This window comes from Saccharopolyspora pogona (assembly GCF_014697215.1).
GTDB lineage: Bacteria > Actinomycetota > Actinomycetes > Mycobacteriales > Pseudonocardiaceae > Saccharopolyspora > Saccharopolyspora hattusasensis.
This window is the reverse complement of the sequence record NZ_CP031142.1, coordinates 7,522,623-7,542,500: the sequence shown is the minus strand read 5'-3', so window position 1 is coordinate 7,542,500 and position 19,878 is coordinate 7,522,623. Positions and strand designations below refer to the sequence as shown.

Annotated in this window: 14 protein-coding genes (1 of these 14 cut by a window edge); 2 read left to right on the top strand and 12 right to left on the bottom strand. The window is 69.8% G+C overall.

The genetic code is table 11. From position 1 onward, the window contains the following. The 7 genes from secA to DL519_RS35520 form a co-directional block, all read right to left on the bottom strand. On the bottom strand, positions 1-2,788 hold the 5' portion of the coding sequence (gene secA / locus DL519_RS35550) for a preprotein translocase subunit SecA (protein ID WP_190821343.1). 98 nt of this gene lie to the left of the window's left edge; only the first 2,788 of its 2,886 coding nucleotides appear in the window; its start codon is at positions 2,786-2,788; the stop codon falls past the left edge of the window. A 184-nt stretch (positions 2,789-2,972) separates the two neighbouring features. After that, complete coding sequence (gene hpf / locus DL519_RS35545; protein WP_190821341.1) at positions 2,973-3,650, bottom strand: ribosome hibernation-promoting factor, HPF/YfiA family; 678 nt, start codon at positions 3,648-3,650, stop codon at positions 2,973-2,975. A 417-nt stretch (positions 3,651-4,067) separates the two neighbouring features. Next, on the bottom strand, positions 4,068-4,754 hold the full coding sequence (locus DL519_RS35540; protein WP_190821339.1) for a ComF family protein: 687 nt from the start codon (positions 4,752-4,754) through the stop codon (positions 4,068-4,070). 55 nt (positions 4,755-4,809) lie between these two features. Further along, the gene (locus tag DL519_RS35535; protein ID WP_190821337.1) at positions 4,810-6,540 is read right to left on the bottom strand and encodes an LpqB family beta-propeller domain-containing protein; all 1,731 of its coding nucleotides are present in this window, start codon (positions 6,538-6,540) and stop codon (positions 4,810-4,812) included. After that, positions 6,537-8,297 (bottom strand): MtrAB system histidine kinase MtrB, encoded by a 1,761-nt coding sequence (gene mtrB / locus DL519_RS35530; protein ID WP_397545009.1) that lies wholly within the window; start codon positions 8,295-8,297, stop codon positions 6,537-6,539. The genes DL519_RS35535 and mtrB overlap by 4 nt, the downstream gene beginning before the upstream one ends. Positions 8,298-8,585: 288 nt before the next feature. Then, positions 8,586-9,263 (bottom strand): MtrAB system response regulator MtrA, encoded by a 678-nt coding sequence (gene mtrA / locus DL519_RS35525; RefSeq protein ID WP_317891414.1) that lies wholly within the window; start codon positions 9,261-9,263, stop codon positions 8,586-8,588. 256 nt (positions 9,264-9,519) lie between these two features. Then, positions 9,520-10,167 carry a dTMP kinase gene (locus tag DL519_RS35520; protein WP_190824413.1) on the bottom strand — a complete coding sequence of 216 codons (648 nt, stop codon included), beginning with the start codon at positions 10,165-10,167 and terminating at the stop codon, positions 9,520-9,522. Positions 10,168-10,276: 109 nt separating this feature from the next. Between DL519_RS35520 and DL519_RS35515 the strand changes: the two genes are divergently transcribed. Together DL519_RS35515 and DL519_RS35510 are read left to right on the top strand one after the other, a co-directional pair. Then, positions 10,277-10,750 carry an OsmC family protein gene (locus DL519_RS35515; RefSeq protein WP_190821334.1) on the top strand — a complete coding sequence of 158 codons (474 nt, stop codon included), beginning with the start codon at positions 10,277-10,279 and terminating at the stop codon, positions 10,748-10,750. Between the two features lie 602 nt (positions 10,751-11,352). After that, a complete protein-coding gene (locus DL519_RS35510) occupies positions 11,353-14,064 on the top strand; it encodes a hypothetical protein (protein ID WP_190821332.1) in 2,712 nt (903 codons plus the stop codon). A 404-nt stretch (positions 14,065-14,468) separates the two neighbouring features. On the opposite strand, the gene DL519_RS35505 is transcribed toward DL519_RS35510, so the two are convergent. The 5 genes from DL519_RS35505 to DL519_RS35485 form a co-directional block, all read right to left on the bottom strand. Beyond that, the gene (locus DL519_RS35505; protein WP_190821330.1) at positions 14,469-16,007 is read right to left on the bottom strand and encodes an amino acid permease; all 1,539 of its coding nucleotides are present in this window, start codon (positions 16,005-16,007) and stop codon (positions 14,469-14,471) included. A 134-nt stretch (positions 16,008-16,141) separates the two neighbouring features. After that, a complete protein-coding gene (locus DL519_RS35500) occupies positions 16,142-17,065 on the bottom strand; it encodes a cation diffusion facilitator family transporter (protein WP_190821328.1) in 924 nt (307 codons plus the stop codon). Between the two features lie 111 nt (positions 17,066-17,176). Next, the gene (manA, locus tag DL519_RS35495) at positions 17,177-18,433 is read right to left on the bottom strand and encodes a mannose-6-phosphate isomerase, class I (protein ID WP_190821326.1); all 1,257 of its coding nucleotides are present in this window, start codon (positions 18,431-18,433) and stop codon (positions 17,177-17,179) included. Between the two features lie 106 nt (positions 18,434-18,539). After that, positions 18,540-19,619, bottom strand: a complete 1,080-nt coding sequence (locus tag DL519_RS35490) for an SIS domain-containing protein (RefSeq protein WP_190821324.1) — start codon at positions 19,617-19,619, stop codon at positions 18,540-18,542. Between the two features lie 5 nt (positions 19,620-19,624). Further along, the gene (locus tag DL519_RS35485; RefSeq protein ID WP_010315584.1) at positions 19,625-19,840 is read right to left on the bottom strand and encodes a Trm112 family protein; all 216 of its coding nucleotides are present in this window, start codon (positions 19,838-19,840) and stop codon (positions 19,625-19,627) included. Positions 19,841-19,878: the final 38 nt, after the last annotated feature.

Genomic DNA, 19,878 nt, shown 5'->3' with positions numbered 1-19,878 from the left:
TGGTCTCCACGCCGCCGGTCTCGTTCGGCCCGGAGTAGCTCAGCCCCTGCTGCTGCGGCGAACCGAGGCCCTTGCCGCGCAGCGCCGACGGGACCTGCTCGCCGTCACCCGTCGGCGCGAGCTGGCTCAACGCGGGGCCGGCGGACGCAGGCCGGGCCCGCTTGGGCCGCGGTTGCGCGGCCTGCTGCGGGGCCGGTTGCGTCGGCTGCGGGGTCTGGGGCACGTCCGGAGTGCCGCTGCCGACCTGGCTGACCGACACCGGCACCGCCGGGGCCTCCGGCACGGGCTGCGGCTCGGCCGCCTCGACCTGGACGTTGAACAGGAATCCGACAGACTCCTCCTTGAGCGCCTCCAGCATCGCCCCGAACATGTCGAAGCCCTCGCGGCGGTACTCGATCAATGGGTCGCGCTGCGCCATCGCCCGCAGCCCGATGCCCTCCTTGAGGTAGTCCATCTCGTAGAGGTGTTCGCGCCACTTGCGGTCCAGGACGCTGAGCACCACCCGGCGCTCGAGCTCGCGCATCGCGCCCGGCCCGACCTTGCCGTCGACCTCCGCCTCGCGCTTCGCGTACGCGTCGCGCGCGTCCTCCAGGACGAGCTCCAGCAGGCGCTCCCTGGACAGGTCCTCCTCGTCCTCGACGAGCGCTTCCCAGCCGATCGACACCGGGTAGAGGGCCTTCAGCGCGGTCCAGAGCTTCTCGAAGTCCCAGTCCTCGGCGTAGCCCTCGGCGGTCTCCGCGTCGACGTAGGCGGTCACCACGTCGGTGAGCATGTGCATGACCTGCTCGTGCAGGTCCTCACCGGCCAGCACGCGGTGCCGCTCGTCGTAGATGACGGTCCGCTGCTGGTTCATGACCTCGTCGTACTTGAGGACGTTCTTGCGGATCTCCATGTTCTGCTGCTCGACCTGGGTCTGCGCGCTGCGGATGGCGCGGCTGACCATCTTGTGCTCGATCGGCACCTCGTCGGGCACCTTGAGCCGGGTCATCACGGTCTCGACCATCGCGGCGTTGAAGCGCCGCATCAGCTCGTCGCCCAGCGACAGGTAGAACCGAGACTCGCCGGGGTCGCCCTGCCGGCCGGAACGGCCGCGGAGCTGGTTGTCGATGCGCCGCGACTCGTGCCGCTCGGTACCCAGCACGTAGAGGCCGCCGACCTCGCGGATCTCCTCGCCCTCGGCCTTGGCCTGCGCGGTGATCTTTTCGACCACCGCAGGCCATTCGGCTTCGTACTGCTCGCGGTTCTCCACCGGGTCGAGGCCGCGGCTGCGCAGTTCGGCGTCGGCGAGGTGGTCGATGTTGCCGCCGAGCACGATGTCGGTACCGCGACCGGCCATGTTGGTGGCGACCGTGATCGCGCCCTTGCGACCCGCCTCGGCAATGATCGCGGCTTCCCGCGCGTGGTTCTTCGCGTTCAGCACGTTGTGCGGGATGCCCTTTTGGGTGAGCAGCTTCGATAGGTACTCGGAGCGCTCCACGCTGGTGGTGCCCACCAGGACCGGCTGGCCCGCCTGGTACCGCTCCTCGATGTCCTCGGCGACCGCATCGAACTTCGCCGGCTCGGCCTTGTAGACCAGGTCGGGCTGGTCGGCACGGGCCATCGGCTTGTTGGTCGGGATCGGCACCACGCCTAGCTTGTAGGTGGTGTGGAACTCGGCCGCCTCGGTCTCGGCCGTACCGGTCATGCCGGCCAGCTTGTCGTAGAGGCGGAAGTAGTTCTGCAGCGTGATCGTGGCCAGAGTCTGGTTCTCGGCCTTGATCTCGACGCCTTCCTTGGCCTCGATCGCCTGGTGCATGCCCTCGTTGTAGCGGCGCCCGGCCAGGATGCGGCCGGTGAACTCGTCGACGATCAGCACCTCGCCGTCGCGGACGATGTAGTCCTTGTCACACTTGTAGAGCTCCTTGGCCTTCAGCGCGTTGTTGAGGTAGCCGACCAGCGGGGTGTTGGCCGCCTCGTAGAGGTTGTCGATGCCGAGCTGGTCCTCGATGAGGGTGACGCCGTCTTCGGTGACGCCGACGGTGCGCTTGCGCTCGTCCACCTCGTAGTGCTGGTCGCGCTTGAGCATCGGGGCGAGCCGGGCGAACTCCTGGTACCAGCGCGAGGACTGGTCGGCGGGACCGGAGATGATCAGCGGCGTCCGGGCCTCGTCGATCAGGATGGAGTCGACCTCGTCGACGACGGCGAAGTTGTGCCCGCGCTGCACGCAGTCGGCCAGGCTCCAGGCCATGTTGTCGCGCAGGTAGTCGAAGCCGAACTCGTTGTTCGTGCCGTAGGTGATGTCCGCTGCGTAGGCCTTGCGCCGCTGCTCCGGCGTCATGTCGGCCAGGATCGCGCCGACTTCCAGGCCGAGGAAGCGGTGCACGCGGCCCATCCACTCGGCGTCGCGGCGTGCCAGGTAGTCGTTGGTCGTGACGACGTGCACGCCCTTGCCGGTGATCGCGTTGAGGTAGGCGGGCAGCACGCAGGTCAGGGTCTTACCCTCACCGGTCTTCATCTCGGCGATGTTGCCGAGATGAAGGGTCGCGCCGCCCATCAGCTGCACGTCGAAGTGGCGCTGGCCCAGAGTGCGCTTGGCGCCCTCCCGAGCCACCGCGAAGGCTTCGGGCAGCAGTTCGTCGAGGGCTTCACCTTCGGCGTGTCGGCGTTTGAACTCGTCGGTCTTGCCCCGCAGCTCAGCGTCGGACAGTGCGACGACGTCCTTTTCAAGCTCGTTGATGTGCGTCGCGATGTTGCGCAGACGCTTGAGCATCTTGCCCTCGCCGGCGCGGAGCAGTCGGGACAGGACCATCCGGTCGACCTCACTAGCTGATCGTGACGCGTCCGTCACGGACGCTTTGTGGCCATCGTATTAGAGCTGGTGATGGGGACCCGCGATACGGTGCGGCTCCGGCGGACCCCCACACGCGGCTGTCCCCCGCGAACCACGGTACGCGGGGGACAGCCGTTCGGGTCGGCGTTGGCGCAGACTCGCCCTACAGGGCGTCCGCCAACCTGATCACGCCGTAGTCGAATCCCTTCCGCCGGTAGACCACGCTCGGCCTACCGCTATCGGCGTCGGAGAAGAGGTAGAAATCGTGTCCGACCAGTTCCATCTCGTAGAGAGCCTGGTCGACGGTCATCGGTTTGGCCGGGTGTTCCTTCTCTCGGACGACCCGACCGGGTTCGTACCCGTCCTCCGCGGCCATCCGCTGTTCCGGTACCTCGGCGGCGTACTCGTCCACCTCCCGGGGCGCTTCCAGCAGCGCGGTCCGTCCTTCGGCCGCGGCGGCGCCCTGGCCCATCACCACGGGCCGGTCCGCCATCGCTGCGGTCGCCTCGGCCACAGAAGTCGGGTTGTGCTGTCCGTAGTGCACCTTTCTACGGTCGTGCATGCGCCGGAGCCTGCTCTCCAGCTTGGTCGTCGCGGCGTCGAGTGCGGCGTAGAAATCGCCGGCGCAGGCCTCGGCACGAACGGGCGTGCCCTTGCCCATCAGCGTGATCTCGACTCGCTGGCAGTTCTTGGCCTGGCGGGGGTTCCGCTCGTGGAACAGTTCCACATCAGCCCGAATGGCCTTCTTGTTGTACCGCTCAAGCCGGGTCAGCTTCGCATTGACCTGCTCCCGGTAGTGCTCGGGAACCTCGACGTTGCGACCCTTGACGACGATGTCCATTCACGACCTCCGTTCCTTGCGTGCCGTAGGCGAGGTGTACTCGGCGGGCGCCGCGGAAGGCGATCAGCTCACTTCCGGCGCCAGGGACATGGACTTTCGCTCCTTCCCTCCGCCTCGGTTGGCTGGATTGAGTGGCACGTTAGCTCGGTTTACCGATTTGTGACACCCCCCTTGTCGGGCGAAGTCAAGCGGCCACCGAGAGTGATTGGTGCCACCGTTCGAAGCAGGAACCGGGGTGGACCATCCGCATCCGCGAAACACCATCGGACTCAATTTTCACCCGTTCGGAGGCTACGCGCAGTAGCTTCGCGCCGGGTCGCCGAAGGACCGGATTGTGCCTGCTCATAACGGGAAAACGTGTGGACGGCAGGCGAAGTTCCCGAGGCCGTTCGGGCAACCGCAATCCACCCGAATGCTTCAGCCCGCCGTCGCGGTCAGGCTGAGCACCGCAGCGACTTCGACACCTGCGGTTCCGAGCACCGCCACGCAGCTCGCGGCTGTCGCCGCGGTGGTGATGACGTCGTCGATCAGGGCCACTTGCGCCGTCGGCGGTGGAATTCGACCTGTCCGGCCGAGCACTCGGCCGGACAGGTTGCGCACTCGTTCGGCCGCATCCAGACCGGCCGAGTCCGCCGCCCCACGTGCGGTGATCAGGCAATCCGCGACGACCGAGGGTTGGCCAGATGCGGTCAGCGCGGCCGCCGCCCGGTGCGCGATGCGGGACATGTGCGCGCCACCCCGGCGACGGGATGCGATCGCCCTCGACGGCGCCGGCACCAGACACCACGCCTGGTCGAGCCGGTGCTCCGCAGCGATCGCGCACAGCCCGACCGCGAGGTGCCGGGCCAGCGGCTCGGCTAGGTAGCGGCGACCGGACTCCTTGTAGGCGAGCACCGCACGGCGGGCCGCGCCCCGGTACCTGCCGAGCGCGTACGCCGGTGGACCCGGTTCGAGCAGCGGTCGTTCGACGCGGCGGAGCCCGCCCAGCTCGCGCGAGCAGTCCCGGCACCAGGCCGTGCCTGCCACGTCGCAGCCCGCGCAGCGCAGCGGCAGCACCAGGTCGACCAGCCCGGAAAGCCCGCCGCCGAGCCAAGGAACGCGCATCGGCAGATCGTGCCGCAGATCGCTCGCCCGACTCACCGACGCGTGTCGGGTCCGATCAGCCGGGGAAGAACGGGATGGAGCCACCGCGGATCGGGACCGGAAGCAGGGACCAGACGTCGTCGGTGTCCCGGGACTCCCAGATCCCGCTGCGGTCGCCGACAACCACCCGGCCACCGCTTGCGACCGTCACCGCTTTCAACGGCTGGCCGAGGTTCGCCGCGGTGAACGGGGCCCAGCGGAACCCGTCGACCGACACCTCGAATACCGGCGTGGTGTTGCTGTCGGTGACCGCCACCAGCGAGTCGTTCTGCAGCCACTCGACGCCGGTGATCCGCATTGCCTCCGGGGACGGCAGCTCGATCGGCCGTTGCAGCACCACCCGATCGTCCTGATCGGACACTCCGGCCACCACGAGCCGCCCGTTGACCACCGCCGCGACCCGGGTGCCGTCGCGGGACAGCCGCAGGTCGTTGATCGGCCCGCGACCGGAGAGCGCCCCGGCATCCACTTGACGCGGCACCCAGCTGTTGCCGCTGGCCAGCGCGCGGACCACGTCGCGACCGTCCACAACGGTCCACACCTCGGATTTCCCGCGCCAGGTCGGTTTGCTCATGTCGGAACCGGTAGTCGGGAGTTCGGGCAGGTGCCCGCCGTAGCGGCCGACCCGCAGCTCGACACCGACGCCACCGGGGCGTCGGGTGACCGCCGCGAGCTGTGCGCCGTCGGGCGACTGCCCGGCCCGGAGCACGTCGTACTCGCCCGAGCCGGCCGGACCCGGGATCGGCGGCGCGTTCTCGTTCAGGACCACCAGCCGCTCGTCGACCACGGCCAACCCGGGCAAGTCCTGGCGCGGGATGTTGTTGGTCTCGTAGGACCCGAGGTCGGTGGGCCACAGGTCCTTCCCGTCCGACAGCAGCGGCGAGCCCTCCACCTTCAGCCGCACGCGTGCGTTGCTGACGCTTTGCAGGGTGAACACGACCTGGGCCGCGATCAGCCGACGGTTTTCACGCGGCAAAGTGCCGAGATCGCTGAGGTTGACCTCCAGGGCACCGTCCCTGGTTTCGGTGGGGTTGGTCTTCGGATGCACCCCGGCGGGGATGGCCGTGTGCATCGCCGACTGCAGACCTTCGGACGGCCCGCTGGTCAGCAGGTCGACGACCCGCCTGGGCAGCGTACTCGCCGGCTGCGAACCCACGTACCGCAAATCCGGGACGACGCCGGTCGAATCGTGGTCCATGAAGTAGATCGGGACCGCCCGGTACACGGCGTTGAACGAGCTCCGGCTGGTGACGAGTTCGGGTGGCGGCGTCGCGATGCGCCACTCGCCGTTCGGCTGCCGCTCCACGCGCACCTGCGTCTGGTACTCACCGGTCTCGGGCACGAAGGACGAGTCCGGCAGAAGCCGCCCCACTTTGTCGGCCTGCAGGCCGACCACCTGCGCACCGTTGGGCAATGGCACGGCAGGCTGCGCCGGGATCGTGTCGACGTTGTCCACGATCAGCAGGCCCGGCGGCGGGGCCCAGGCCCGGCCGACCGGCGGGGTGAGGTGCAGCCGCGCCGACTCGTGGTTGCTCTCCGGGACGGCGGACGAGTTGACGAAGCTGCGGACCAGGGCGAGCGGGTCGGTGCCGCTGGGCGGCTGGGGCACCGGCGCGGTCGCGTTGCTCTCGTCGACCGCCCGGACCGCCTTCGGATCCGAGCTCTCCGGGATCGATGCGCACGCCGACACCGACAGCAGCAGGGCCAACAGCACCGCCACCCGGCGGACGAGACGCACGTCCCTCACTTGTCCTCCCAGGTCTCCTCGGAGAGCCGCGCCGGTCCGAGGTCGCGGATCTCCCGCTCACCGGCCTCTCCGGCCTCGCCATCCTGCGGCGGACCGACGCCGGCTGCGAGCAGCGCCTCCGGCGCAGCGATGCGGCGGGTGCCGGGCAGTTGCAGCGGGCTTTCGTCGAACGAGTCCCCCGGCCGTCGGGGCAGGGTGAGCCGGAAGCAGGAGCCCTCGCCGGGCTCGCCCCACGCGTCCAGCGTGCCGCCGTGCAACCGGGCGTCCTCCTGGCTGATCGACAGCCCGAGGCCGGTGCCGCCGGTGCGCCTGTTCCGGGACGGGTCGGCCCGCCAGAACCGGGTGAACACCAGCTCGGCCTCGCCCGAGCGCAGCCCGACGCCGTAGTCACGGACGGTCACCGCGACCGCATGCTCGTTCCCGCCGAAGCGAATCTCCACCGGTCCGCCTTCGGCGTGGTCGATTGCGTTGGCCACCAGGTTCCGCATGATCCGCTCCACCCGGCGGGCGTCGGCGACGATGGTGAGATCGGCGCCCGCGGTGGACGGCGCGATCACCCGCAGCGCCACACCGCTGGTGTCGGCGATCGCACGCAACGACTCCACCGAACGCTCCGCCAGCTCGGTGAGGTCCAGCGGCTCGGCGGCCAGGTCGGCGACGCCGGCGTCCAACCGGGAGATTTCCAGCAGGTCGGCCAGCAGCGATTCGAACCGGTCGAGCTCGTCCACCAGCAGCTCGGTCGAGCGGGACAGACCGGGCGGGAACTGCTCCCGGGAGGCGTGCAGCACGTCGGCGGCCATCCGCACCGTGGTCAGCGGGGTGCGCAGCTCATGGGAGACGTCCGAGGTGAACCGGCGCTGCAGCTGGCCGAACTCCTCGAGCTTCGTGATCTGGTGCTTGAGGCTGTCGGCCATCTCGTTGAACGACTCGGCCAGCCGGGCCACGTCGTCCTCGCCGATCACCCGCATCCGCTTGTCCAGATCGCCCTCGGCGAGCTGCTCGGCGATCTGCGCGGCCTGCCGCACCGGGCGCACTACCTGGCGGGTCACCAGGTTCGTGATGGCGCCCAGCAGCACCAGCAGCACCAGCGCGCCGAGCAGCAGGGTTTGCTGCACGACCCGGAGGGTGTTCTGCTCGGCGGTCAGCGGGAACAGCAGGTAGACCTGCAGCGGCCGGGTCGCGGTGCTCACCGGGGTGCCCACCGCGAGCATCGTGACGGGGCCGGTCTCGTTCGTCACCGTGGTGATCTTGGTGGTCAGCTGGCCGCGCTCGACGAACTGGCGCAGGTCGTCCGGCACGTAGGAGATCGGGCCCGCGGCCGGTTGCAGCCGCCGGTCACCCGGCGCGCGACCGTCGACCAGCACTGGCTCGAACGCCCCGGCCACCGTGTCGGTCGTGGACTGCCCGGAGGACGTCGTCGTCAGCCGGTTCAGCGCGGCCTGCAGCTGTTCGGCGACGTTGTCCGCATTCGGGTCGACCGCGGTCAGTTCGCGCTCCAGGATCGGCTGGCTGACCTCGACCTGCGAGATCGCGGCGGTCTCCTTGGCGGTCAACAGCTGCGAGGTGATCTGCCACTGCAGCACCATGCCCAGCACGAAGACCACGGCCATCGACAGGGCGAGGGTGCTTACCACGACGCGCAACTGCATCGAGCGCCGCCACAGCGCCTCGAAGCGGCGCCACCGGCTGCGGACCTCTTCGCGGACACGGCTGATCAGCCGCTGAACCAAGCGGCCTCGACGCGTCCACACGCTCACGGCAACCGTCCCCCGGGCCCTCCGCGGCTACGACCCGGCTAGCAACTGTGTCAAAGGCTCGACCGACGACCTACACCGGTGTCCGCAACCGGTCGCGAGACCACTGCGCTCGGTGGGAGGTCTTGCCGCCCAAGCCACTTCGTCCACCACACGCATCTCGCACCACCTCGTCCTCCAGGGGCGGGCCGGGCACGGAGCGGTCTCCGGGTGCGACACCACCCCGGAACTTCGCTTGGAAGAGTCGGGGCGCCTGCTCGCGAGCAGGCGCCCCGACTCTCGATCACGACATCACGGGGGGCCCGCCTTGTAACCGACGCCACGGACCGTGAGCACCACCTCGGGGCGCTCCGGGTCGCGCTCCACCTTCGACCGCAGGCGCTGGACGTGGACGTTGACCAACCGGGTGTCGGCGGCATGCCGGTAACCCCACACCTGCTCCAGCAGGACCTCGCGGGTGAACACCTGGCGCGGCTTGCGGGCCAGCGCCACCAGCAGGTCGAACTCCAGTGGGGTCAGCGCGATCGGCTGGCCGTCGCGGGTCACCTCGTGGCCGGGCACGTCGATGGTCACGTCGCCGATGGTCAGCACCTCGGCCGGCTCCGCATCGGTCCGGCGCAGCCGGGCCCGCAGCCGGGCGATCAGCTCCTTCGGCTTGAACGGCTTGACCACGTAGTCGTCGGCGCCGGATTCCAGGCCCAGCACCACGTCGACCGTGTCGCTCTTCGCGGTCAACATCACGATCGGCACGACGGACTCGGTGCGGATGGCCTTGCAGACGTCGATGCCGTTAACCCCCGGCAGCATCAGGTCCAGCAGGACCAGGTCCGGCTTGAGCTCCCGCAAGGCAGGCAACGCCTTGGTGCCATCGTTGACGACGGCGGTCTCGAACCCCTCGCCCCGGAGCACGATGGTCAGCATTTCGGCCAGGGCCGGATCGTCGTCCACCACGAGCACGCGTGCCTTCATGGCCAACATGGTTGCACTTGTCACCCCGCCGCCGTGCATCCACCCGCTGATCGTCGTCGCAGGTCGCGGCACAGCGACCGGTTCGACCCAACCGATACCGCCGAATGGAGTACTCACAGCAGTGGTTTTGCACACCGCCAGGATTCCACCGTGGGTGTCGTTCGAATCACACCGCTTAGCAACGAGAACTCGGCCTGGACCTGCACCATCAGGCGAATCTCCACTTTGGACTGTTCCGCGCGGGACCGCCTGCCGCTCACCACACCAGGACGTGCTCGTCGACGAGAGCCGCGAAGTCCACGTGGTTCACGCCGTCTACCACCACCCATGGCGACCACCAGTTCTCCGCCGCAAGCTGCTCGTAGACCTTGCCGCAGCGCTGCTGCAACGACGCATCCGACTCGAAGGCATCGCGCTGGCGGTCCACTTCGGTCCGTTCCCGGTGCTCGGCGCGGGCGGCCGCCACCTCCGACGGAACCTGCAGCAGGATCTGCAGATCCGGTTTCGGCAGCGCGAAGCGCGTCACCTCCAGCTCGTGGACCCAGGCGACGAAGTCGCCGTGGCCGTCCTGGTGGAGCCGAGCGGCGCCGTAGGCGGCGTTCGAGGCGACGTAGCGGTCGAGGAGGACGACGTCGTGCGCGCGGAGGTCCGCGCGCAGCGAGTCCGCCGCGGCGCGGCGGTCGAGCGCGTTGAGGACGGCCATGCCGTGGACGGAGCCGCCGAGGTCGCCGTGGCGACCGCGGAGCGCCTCGGCGAAGAGCTCGGCGTGGACGTCGTCCGCATAGCGCGGGAACGCCGAGCGGGTCACGGAGCGGCCGCGAGCGGTCAGCTCCGCCGCGATCCCGTTGGCGAGCGTGCGCTTGCCAGCGCCGTCCAGACCCTCGATGACGATTAGTCGACCCACGCCAACGACGGTAGTCGAGTCGGTCACCTCCCATCCGGACGCCCTGGACCACTCGCCCGATTGCACGAATCCGGTTCTGCCACAATCGATTTCGTGGTATACAACAAGTATGCCGCAGGCGCATTCCTATCGAACGACAGTCATCTGGACCGGCAACACCGGCGACGGCACCGCTTCGTACCGCGGCTACAGCCGCGAACACGTCGTGGACATCGACGGCAAGCCGCCGCTGAAGGCGTCGGCCGATCCCGCTTTCCGCGGCGATCCCGAACTCCACAACCCGGAAGACCTCCTGGTCGCGGCTTTGTCCCAGTGCCACATGCTGTGGTATCTCGCGCTGTGCAGCACCTCGGGCGTCGTCGTCACCGCCTACCAGGACGACGCGAGCGGAGACATGGTTGAAGACCCCGACACCGGTGGGCAGTTCACCGAGGTCGTGCTCCGCCCACAGGTGACGATCGCCGACGTGGCGATGCTGCCGATGGCCGAGAAGCTGCACGAGCAGGCGCAAAGCAAGTGCTTCATCGCCAACTCGGTCAACTTCCCGGTCCGCCACGAGCCCGAGATCACCACCCCGCAGTGACGTTCGCCGGGGAACTCCGCCGACCGGCGGCGGACCCCGGCGCAGGTCACCGCCGGACCGGCGCTGCTCGCTAAGAGCCTGTCGGCGAATGCCGTCCGCGCCTTTGGAAGCGGCGTAGCCGCTTGCATCCACCATGCCAAGACGACCATCGGCGGGTTCTGAGAGGTTTTCTGGCGAGGACGGCCCCTCCGCCGCGTATTGGACATACATCAGGAGGGGCACCCGCAGTCCAGAGAACCTCTCAGGTTCCGCTAAGCGACCACCCACCCAGACCATTCACCAACAGGCTCTAAGTCCTCCCCTCATCAACACCCGCCCCTTGTCCCAAGAAAGCGATCAAACTTGCTGGTCCGCGCGGCGCAACCGGCTCCGCTGATTGCCTTGCGCGCAGCCGCGGCCGCCTCACCCGAGCCGGGACCAGCTGCTCCCGACAGGCCACAACCCCACCGTCGCGCCAAACCAGCCCAGAAACCTGCGAGGAATCCGGGACATGGGGTACTCCGGGCGATCACAATCGGAGGGGCATAGCTCGCCAGATGTCGATCAGCGGTGGAGAATCGCCACCGACATTTCGACGATCAACAACCGCTCGGGAGGATCCAGTGCAAATACCCGGGCCCGGCACCCGCGTCGTCGAGCTGCGGGTACACGGCATCCTCGGCACCACGGGCGACGAGCTGACCGATTCGGTGGCCTCGGTGGACGTCGCCGGCGACGGCATCGGTCGCATCATGCGCCCGGCCGACCGGCTGCGCCGTCCCGTTCCCGGACCGATGCTGTCGGCCGGGGACCGCGCGGTGCCCCGCATCGTCGAAGGCTACGTCTGGGGCGGCATGACCTCCGGCGGCCTGGCCAAGGCGACCTGGGCCCTGCTGTTCCCGTTCGCGCTGGCCAACATGGCCCACTGGATGCTGCCGCCGGCCAAGACCGGCAACCCGCTCAGCAGCGCACTCTCGTCCGCGCTGCGCGCGCTGCTCCGGATTTCCGCCGTACTGCTGACGATGCTGTTCGTCGCGCAGCTGACGGTCGTCACCCTGGACCTGCTCGCCGCGCAATGCCTCCAGCCCGGCGTGCCGTGCATGGAGTTCGTCCCGGACGCCGTCCGGCGCATCGACATCCTGCGCTCCTCGGCCGCCCTGCTGCCTGTTGGGCTCGTGATCCTCCTCATGCATCGCTTGTCCACTGTGTCCTGGCAGGTCTCCGCGCCGAAGACCGACAAACCGCAGCACTCGGCCCGAGCACCGATGCTGCCCGGCGCGAATGTCGTCGCAGACCCGGACACCCCCGTACTGCGCGCACTGCACATCGTCGCCGCACTGTCCACAGTGGCTTTGGTCGCGCTTGGTGGGCCGTTCGCGATCAGCGCCGATCCGCGTTGGCTGGTCGCCGCGGCACTGCTCGCCATCGCCTTGATCGGAACCGTCGCGCTCGACGACCCGGCCCGAATACACCTCGACGGCAAGGAGAAGGCGCTGCGGAGCGTTCTCGGTCGCACTCCGCGCCGCGCACTGATCTCCACCGCCGTAGTGCTGTTGTGCTCGGTCGCGTTCCTCCCCGGACCGCTGGCGGGCGAGCTGCCGGGCTCGGGCGCCACGATCGACGCGATCACCGGCGCGCTGGTGATCACCTGCCTCGCGGTGGCCGTCCTGCTCGCGCCCGCCGCACTGCTGGCACGGCCCGGCTGGAAGGCTTGCCCGCCTAGGCTCCGCCCATGGGCTGGTGGCTGGATGACCGCTCCGGTGCTGATGGTCGCTTGCATGCTCGGCAACGGGTTCGGCGCGGGCCTCGGGCTGAGCGTGAGCAAGGCGCTCGGCGCCTCGCAGGAGCCCGGCGACCCGGTGCTGTTGCTGCCCGCCGCGTACGACGACGTGACGATCTTCTGGGGCACGACCGCCGTGCTGCTCCTGGCCGCCGGGATCATCGGAACCCCGTGGATGCTGGTGAAGCGGTGGCGCGCGGGGCTCACCGACAACGACGGTCCCGGCGGGGACGGCCCGGACGGTCCCTTGGGAGCCGACGATTCGATCCCCGACGAGGTCGCCCTGCTGCACGCGGGTCGGCCCGTGGACCAGCGCGCGGCGGCCAATGCCTGGAAGTGGGCGGACCTGCAGCGCCGCTATTCACATCTCGTCCTCCTCGTGATCGCTGGGGTGCTGGCGGTCAGCGCCGCGTTGGCCCTGGTGGCGCGGGTCGCTGAACTGCCGGGCTTCGCCTGGTCCGGCTGGCTGGTCGGAGTGGGGGTCGCCGCGCTCGCGACGCTCGCCGTCGGGTTGCTGCGGATGGTGTATCTGGCCGCCACCAAGCGCGACACGGCCCGCTACCTCGGCGTGCTCTGCGATCTGGCCCTGTTCTGGCCGCGCGAGGCGCATCCCGTGGTGCCACCGTGCTACGCGCTGAAGGTAATCCCCGAACTCGCCGCCCGCGCAACCGTGCACCTCGCCGACCCGAACACCCGCGTGGTGCTCGTCGGGCACAGCCAGGGCAGCCTGCTCGCGGCCGTCGCGACCGCCCGGCTGCTGGAGTCGCTGCCCGAGGCCGACCGCGAACGGGTCGGGCTGGTGACCGCGGGCTCCCAGCTCCAGTGGGCTTACCCGCGCGCGTTCCCCGGCGTGGTGCCGCACGCGTCGCTACGCGACCTCGCCCGCGCGCTCGGCGGTCGCTGGCGCTCGCTGTGCCGCGGCACCGACCCGATCGGCGGCGCGGTGACCACCTGGAACCGGCAGGTATACGACGGCATGCTGATCGGGGTCGGGCTCCGGGCCGACGGCACCGAGGGGCCGCTGCCAGCCGCCACTCGCGGACCGACCGGCGCCCTGGTGCTCGGTGGCGACCACTGGCTCCCGGACCCGCAGCGCGGCCCGTTCTCCTGCCGCCGCTGGGTTCCCGGCGTGCTCGGGCACGCCGACTACAGCGGCGACCCGGAATGGGACCGCGCCGTCGCGATGGCCGCAGGCCTGGAAACCCCGGTCCGCGGGGCCGCGCTGCCGCTGCGACCGCAGACCCCGACCCCGGCACAGACCCCGGCCACGACACAGGCCCCGGCGATCACGCCGAAGGCACCTCACCTGATGGCGCAGGGCGGTGACGGCGGGTCCCTCGGCGAGACCGTCGAGGAATTGGCCCGCAAACCGGTCGACGACGAGGAGACGGAGACGGCTCGGGTCGACGAGCGGGAGCGGGCCACCGCAGCGGTGCCGCGGCAGCAGGATGCGAAGCCCCGACCGGAGCCGTCGGTGCTACCGGAGATCACCGAACCCCGCGGCCGCACCGCCCCGTGGGAACGCGGCATGCCGCTGCGCTCCTCCGATCGCTGAGCGGCGTCGGGCGGCCGACCACCGGACGTCGGGGGTCCGAGGGGCCACCACGACAGCACACCACGCTCCATGCCTGGCGGAGGGCCGCCTCCGCCAGGCATGGACCAACTCGGCGGCGGTCCACCCGAAGACCTCGCATCACGCACGAAGTCGGCGCACGCGAAGCAGCCATCAGGGCCTCCTGCGCCGCTCCGCCACCCAGATCCCTCCGCTCTGCTGGACGAGCGCGCGGCGGGGTGAACGTTCCTAGTCACAGCTGATTTCGATGTCATGCATCCCATAATCCAGGCCCGAGTCCGGGAGATCATCACTCAGCCAGGTGAACATTTGTTCGAATGAGGATGCAAAAAGCGGCGCCGCCCTCATGAGGCGGCGCCGCTTCGATCGATCAGCGCGTCACCGGACTACTCGGTCGACTCCACGTCGCGGGGCACTGCGCCACCTGCGGCCACCTCGTCGGCCTGGCGCTGGCCCAGCCGCGAGTGGGTGCGGCCGTACAGGAAGTAGACCACCACGCCGACGGCCATCCAGACCACGAACCGGACCCAGGTCAGCGCGGTCAGGTTCAGCATCAGCCAGATGCAGGCGATGATCGCCAGGATCGGCACGAACGGCACCAGCGGGGTGCGGAAGCCGCGCGGCAGGTCGGGCCGGGTCCTGCGGAGCACGATCACGCCGAGCGAGACGAGCACGAAGGCGAACAGCGTGCCGACGTTGACCATCTCTTCCAGCTTGTCCGCCGGGAAGAAGCCGGACGCGACGACCACGACCGCACCGACCAGCACGGTCGCCCGGACCGGGGTGCCCGTCTTCGGGTCGGTCTTGGCCAGGCCGCGCGGCACCAGGCCGTCGCGGGACATCGCGAACAGCACGCGGGTCTGCCCCAGCAGCAGCACCATGACGACCGTGGTCAGACCGGCCAGGGCGCCGACCGAGATGATCGCCGCCGCCCAGTTGATGCCGTGCTGGGCGAACGCCGTGGCCAGCGTGGCACGGGTGCCGTCCTCGGCGGTGGCCAGGTCGGAGTAGGGCACCATGCCGGTGACCACCATCGCGACCGCGACGTAGAGCACGGTGACGATCGCCAGGCTGCCGAGGATGCCACGCGGCGCCATCTTCTGCGGGTTGCGAGTCTCCTCAGCAGTGGTGGCCACGATGTCGAAGCCGATGAAGGCGAAGAACACCAGCGAGGCCGCGGCCAGCAGGCCGAAGACACCGTAGGTGCTGGTCTCGCCGCCGAGGATCAACGACAGCAGGGACTGCTCCAGCTTCGGGCTGTCCTCGGCGGCGGCCTGCGCCGGCGGGATGAACGGGCTGTAGTTCGACGCGTTGACGTAGGCCAGGCCGACCACGATGACCAGCAGCACCACGGCCACCTTGATCAGCGTGATGACCAGGCTGACGCGGGCCGACAGCTTCGTGCCGAGGGCCAGCAGGGTGCACAGCACCACCGTGAGCAGCACGGCGCCCCAGTCGAACTGCAGCGGCCCGAGCGGCAGCACCGTGGGCACCTCGAGGCCGATCAGCTTGAGCACCTGCTCCAGGTAGATCGACCAGCCCTTGGCCACCGCGGCCGCCGCGACGGCGAACTCCAGGATCAGGTCCCAGCCGATGATCCAGGCGATGAACTCGCCGAACGTGGCGTAGGAGTACGTGTACGCGCTGCCCGCGACCGGAACGGTGGAAGCGAACTCGGCGTAGCACAGCGCCGCCAACCCGCAGGCGATCGCCGCGAGCACGAACGCGAGTGACACCGAAGGACCAGTGACATCGCCTGCCGTTCTCGCGGCGAGGGTGAAGATGCCGGCACCGATGACCACGGACACGCCGAAGACGATCAGGTCCCAGGTGCCGAGGTTCTTTCGTAGCTTGGTGTCCGGTTCGTCGGTATCCAGAATGGATTGTTCGACCGACTTGGTTCGCCACAGCCCAGTGCCTGGCACTGTCGCCTCCCTCAGTAATCCCAAATTGTGGATCGCACCTTAACCCCGGAATCTCTCGATCGGTACTCGCTGACTTGAGTCCGGCACCCGATTCGTTAACGCTTCGTGATGCGCCCCCATCATGCAGATGGGGGTCACCCGGTCGTAGCCCGGCCCCGTTCCAAGTCCGGTTCGAGGTAGATGAGGCGCGCCGCGGGCACCTTCGCCCTGATCCGCTCCTCGGCGCCGTCGATCTCGGCGGCCACCTCCCGCACCGACAACGATGGGGCGAGGCCGATCTTGGCGGCGATCAGCAGCTCGTCCGGACCGAGGTACTGGGTGCGGATGTGGATGACCTTCTCGACGCGCTCGGACTCGAGCTGCGCCACGATCTCGTCGAGCACGTCGCGGGCGGCGCCCTCGCCGATGAGCAGGCTCTTCGTCTCGACGATCAGCACGATCGCGATCGCCCCCAGCAGGAGGCCGATGCACACGGTGCCGATGCCGTCCCACACCGGGTTGCCGGTCAGCACTGTGAGCCCGACGCCGCCGAGCGCGAGCACCAGGCCGATCAGCGCGCCGACGTCCTCCAGCAGCACCACCGGTAGCTCCGGGGTCTTGGCCTCCCGGATGAACTGCCACCAGGACAGCCCGCCCTTGAGCGGCTTCGATTCCTTGATCGCCGTGATGAAGCTGAAGGACTCCAGGCCGATCGCGATCAGCAGGATGACCACCGCCACCCACGCCGACTCCAGCGGCTCGGGGTGCTGGACCTTGTGGGTGCCCTCGTAGAGCGCGAACACCGAGCCCAGGCTGAACAGCAGCAGCGCGACGACGAAGGAGTAGAAGTAGCGGTCCCGGCCGTACCCGAAGGGGTGCTCCTCGGTTGGTTTGCGCCGCGAGGTCTTCTGCCCCAGCAGCAGCAGGCCCTGGTTCGAGGTGTCGGCGAGCGAGTGCACCGATTCCGCCAGCATCGACGAGGACCCGGTGAACAGGAACCCGCCGAACTTGGCGACGGCGATGCCTGCGTTGGCGGCCAGCGCGGCCACGATGGCCTTGGTCCCGCCTCCTGCTGACACGATGTTTCTCCCGATTCGGTATGCGAAAGCGGCCGGTGGCCGGCCCGATGACGGAAGAAATCTACCCGCTGGTTCCCGCGCGGGGGATAGAGTCCGCGGAAACGCGGGGTTTCAGAACGTGCCCGCAGCGGCGCGGAAGACTTGGGCGTTGCCGTCCGCGTCGAGCTCGAGGGGGTGCACCTGCACGGCGGGGTCGGACGCCGCCAGCCACACCGAGTGGCCGCGTTCCAGCACCAGTTCGCGCGGCAACGACCCGTTGCCGCCGTGCGCGCCGCTGGTCAGCCGGACGCTTCCCCTGGTGCAAAGCAGGATCTGCGGGCCAGCGGAATCCAGCAGGACCGCGCCGGATTCGGCCGACGTCCAGTCCAATCTGGACAGCTCGAACTCGGCGGCCGGGGTCTGGTAGGCGGTCAGGTTGGCGTCCAGCGACTCGCCCTTGAGCACCCGCATGTTGCCGCAGGCGAAGTCCAGCACCCGCAGCAGCTCCGGGACGTCGACGTGCTTGGGCGTCAGGCCGCAGCGCAGGATGTTGTCGGAGTTGGCCAGGATCTCGATGCCGGTGCCGTGCAGGTAGGCGTGCAGGTTCCCCGCGGGCAGGAAGATCGCCTCGCCCGGCTGGAGCACGAGCCGGTTCAGCAGCAGGCTGGCCAGCACCCCGGCATCGTTTGGGTAGGCCTCGCCGAGTTCGAGCACCGTCCGGCATTCGAGGGCGAATTCGCCACGGCCGCGCACGTGCGCCACGCAGGCGTCCAACAGGTCCGGCAGCACTTCCCGCAGGTAGTGCTCGGGGAGCGTGATCCAGGTCGTGAACAGGGCGCGCAGCCCGTCGGCATCGGGTTGCGCGGCGAGCAGCTCGCGGTGGGCGCGCAGGCTGGGGACGGCCAGTTCGTCCAGCAGCTGCACGGTGCGTTGCGCGTCGCGGAACCCGGCTAGTGCGTGGAACTCGGTCAACGCGCAAATCAGCTCGGGTTTCGCGGTGGGGTCCGGGTAATTGCGGTTGGGGGCGTTGCGGGCGATGCCCGCTTCTTCTTCCCGGTGGAAACCCTCTGCGGCCTGCGCCGCCGACGGGTGCGCCTGCAGGCTCAGCGGCTCGTCGGCCGCGAGCACCTTGAGCAGGAACGGCAACCGGCCGCCCCATCGGTCCACGCACTCCGGGCCCAGGTGGTGCGCAGGGTCGCTGTCCAGCAGGGACAGCAGCGACACCTCTTCCCCGTCGGACCGGACCACCCGCGACGGGTCTCCCGGGTGGGCGCCCATCCACAGCTCCGCTTCGGGGTGCGGTGTCGGGACAGGCCGACCGAGCAGATCAGCAATAGTGGTACGCGAGCCCCACGCATAGGGGCGCACCGCGTTCCGCAGTAGCTCCACAGTCGTTTCTCGCTTCCTCGTCCTCGCGTCTGCCCGTGCTCGACGCCCAGCACAGCACACCGCGCCGGACCGGCGGGCGGCATCGGGACATCCCCTGAACTTTCCCTCAGTGCATCGCCAACGCCGGCCAGCCGGGCCCGTTCAGGGTTCCGGCGGCCAACCCCAGGTAAACGGCGGCCAGGTCGAATCGGGCGGCCAGCGCCGCGGACCGCAGCACGGCGTCGTCGCTCACCGACTCGCCGGGCGTGACGAGGTCCGCGCTGGGCAAGTCGCGCACAGCGCCTCGTTCGATGGCCTCCCCGCGTGCGTCGTGCCGCAAGCTGACCAGGAACACGCGCAGCAGAGCACCTGGGGCGTCCTCGGGGTCGGCGAACAGGTCCGCCTCGGATCCGACCGCCGCAGCGGCTCGGTGCAGCGCCCGCTCGGTGACCGCCTGCGGGTAGTCGGCGACGCCGCAGGGCACTCCTGCGTGGCAGCCGAGTGCGAACGCGCCGTGCGCGGCGACTGCTGTGGACACCGGGTCGAGGCCCCAGAGCAGCGGGGTGCGGTCGGCCAGGCGCAACGCCAGCGATTTCGCGGGGTTGATCAACGACTCGTGGCTCGGGTGCGCGCGTTCGGCTTCCCGGTCGAGCACGTCGGCCAGGTGTCCGGCGTCGAAGCGCAGCAGCCCGAGGGCGCCGAGCGTGCTGAGCCCGGCCGCGAAGACATGTGCGAACGACAGCGCCGGCGGCACCGGGATGCGCGGCGGGAGCACCTTCGCGCGGCCCGCACCAGCGGCGGCGACCGGGCCGTCCGCCGGGACCGCGAGCACGACCGTCGCGCCGCGGCGGCAGGCCACCGAGACCGATTCGGCCAGCACCGCGTCGCCGACGTCGTCGGTGTGCGCGAAGACGACGTCCAACGCGCCGACCCATGCCGGGACGGCTTCGGCGATCACCATCGGCACCGGGCACCGCGGCCCGGCGAGGGCGACCAGCAGGCTGCAGACGGCCGGCCCCACGCCCGGCCGCGCCAACAGCACCACGGCGCGCGGGCGACCGTCGGCGAGGTCGTCCAGCCCCGCCTCGCCCGCGCTCTCCAGCGCGGCTCGGACCTGCGCTCCGGAGAGGGCGGCGAGCCGCAGCAGGCCCCCGGAGTCCACGTCGGCCAGCCTGGCCGGATCGTCGAAGAGACTGTCGTCCAGCACGAACGTCACCCCTCCCCGGCAGCGACCGGGGCCGGGCCCCCGACGGCCTCTTCCAGCAGCAGCACCGGAATCCCGTCCCGGACGGGGAACCCGCGGCCGCAGGAGGTGCAGGTCAGGTAGTCGGCCTGCGCGTCCTCCCCCAGCCCCGGCCGCAGCGACGCGTGCTCAGGGCACGGGCAAGCCAGGATCTCCAACAGCTGCGGTTGCAGGTCAACGGCCACTTTTCCTCCCAAACTCACCCGCACCGACCGCGCGGGCA

Excerpts from the sequence above, each read along its gene's own strand:
- mtrA (WP_317891414.1), bottom strand. The coding sequence starts at position 9,263 with ATGAAGGCACGCGTGCTCGTGGTGGACGACGATCCGGCCCTGGCCGAA.
- DL519_RS35540 (WP_190821339.1), bottom strand. The coding sequence starts at position 4,754 with ATGCGCGTTCCTTGGCTCGGCGGCGGGCTTTCCGGGCTGGTCGACCTG.
- DL519_RS35515 (WP_190821334.1), top strand. The coding sequence starts at position 10,277 with ATGCCGCAGGCGCATTCCTATCGAACGACAGTCATCTGGACCGGCAAC.
- hpf (WP_190821341.1), bottom strand. The coding sequence starts at position 3,650 with ATGGACATCGTCGTCAAGGGTCGCAACGTCGAGGTTCCCGAGCACTAC.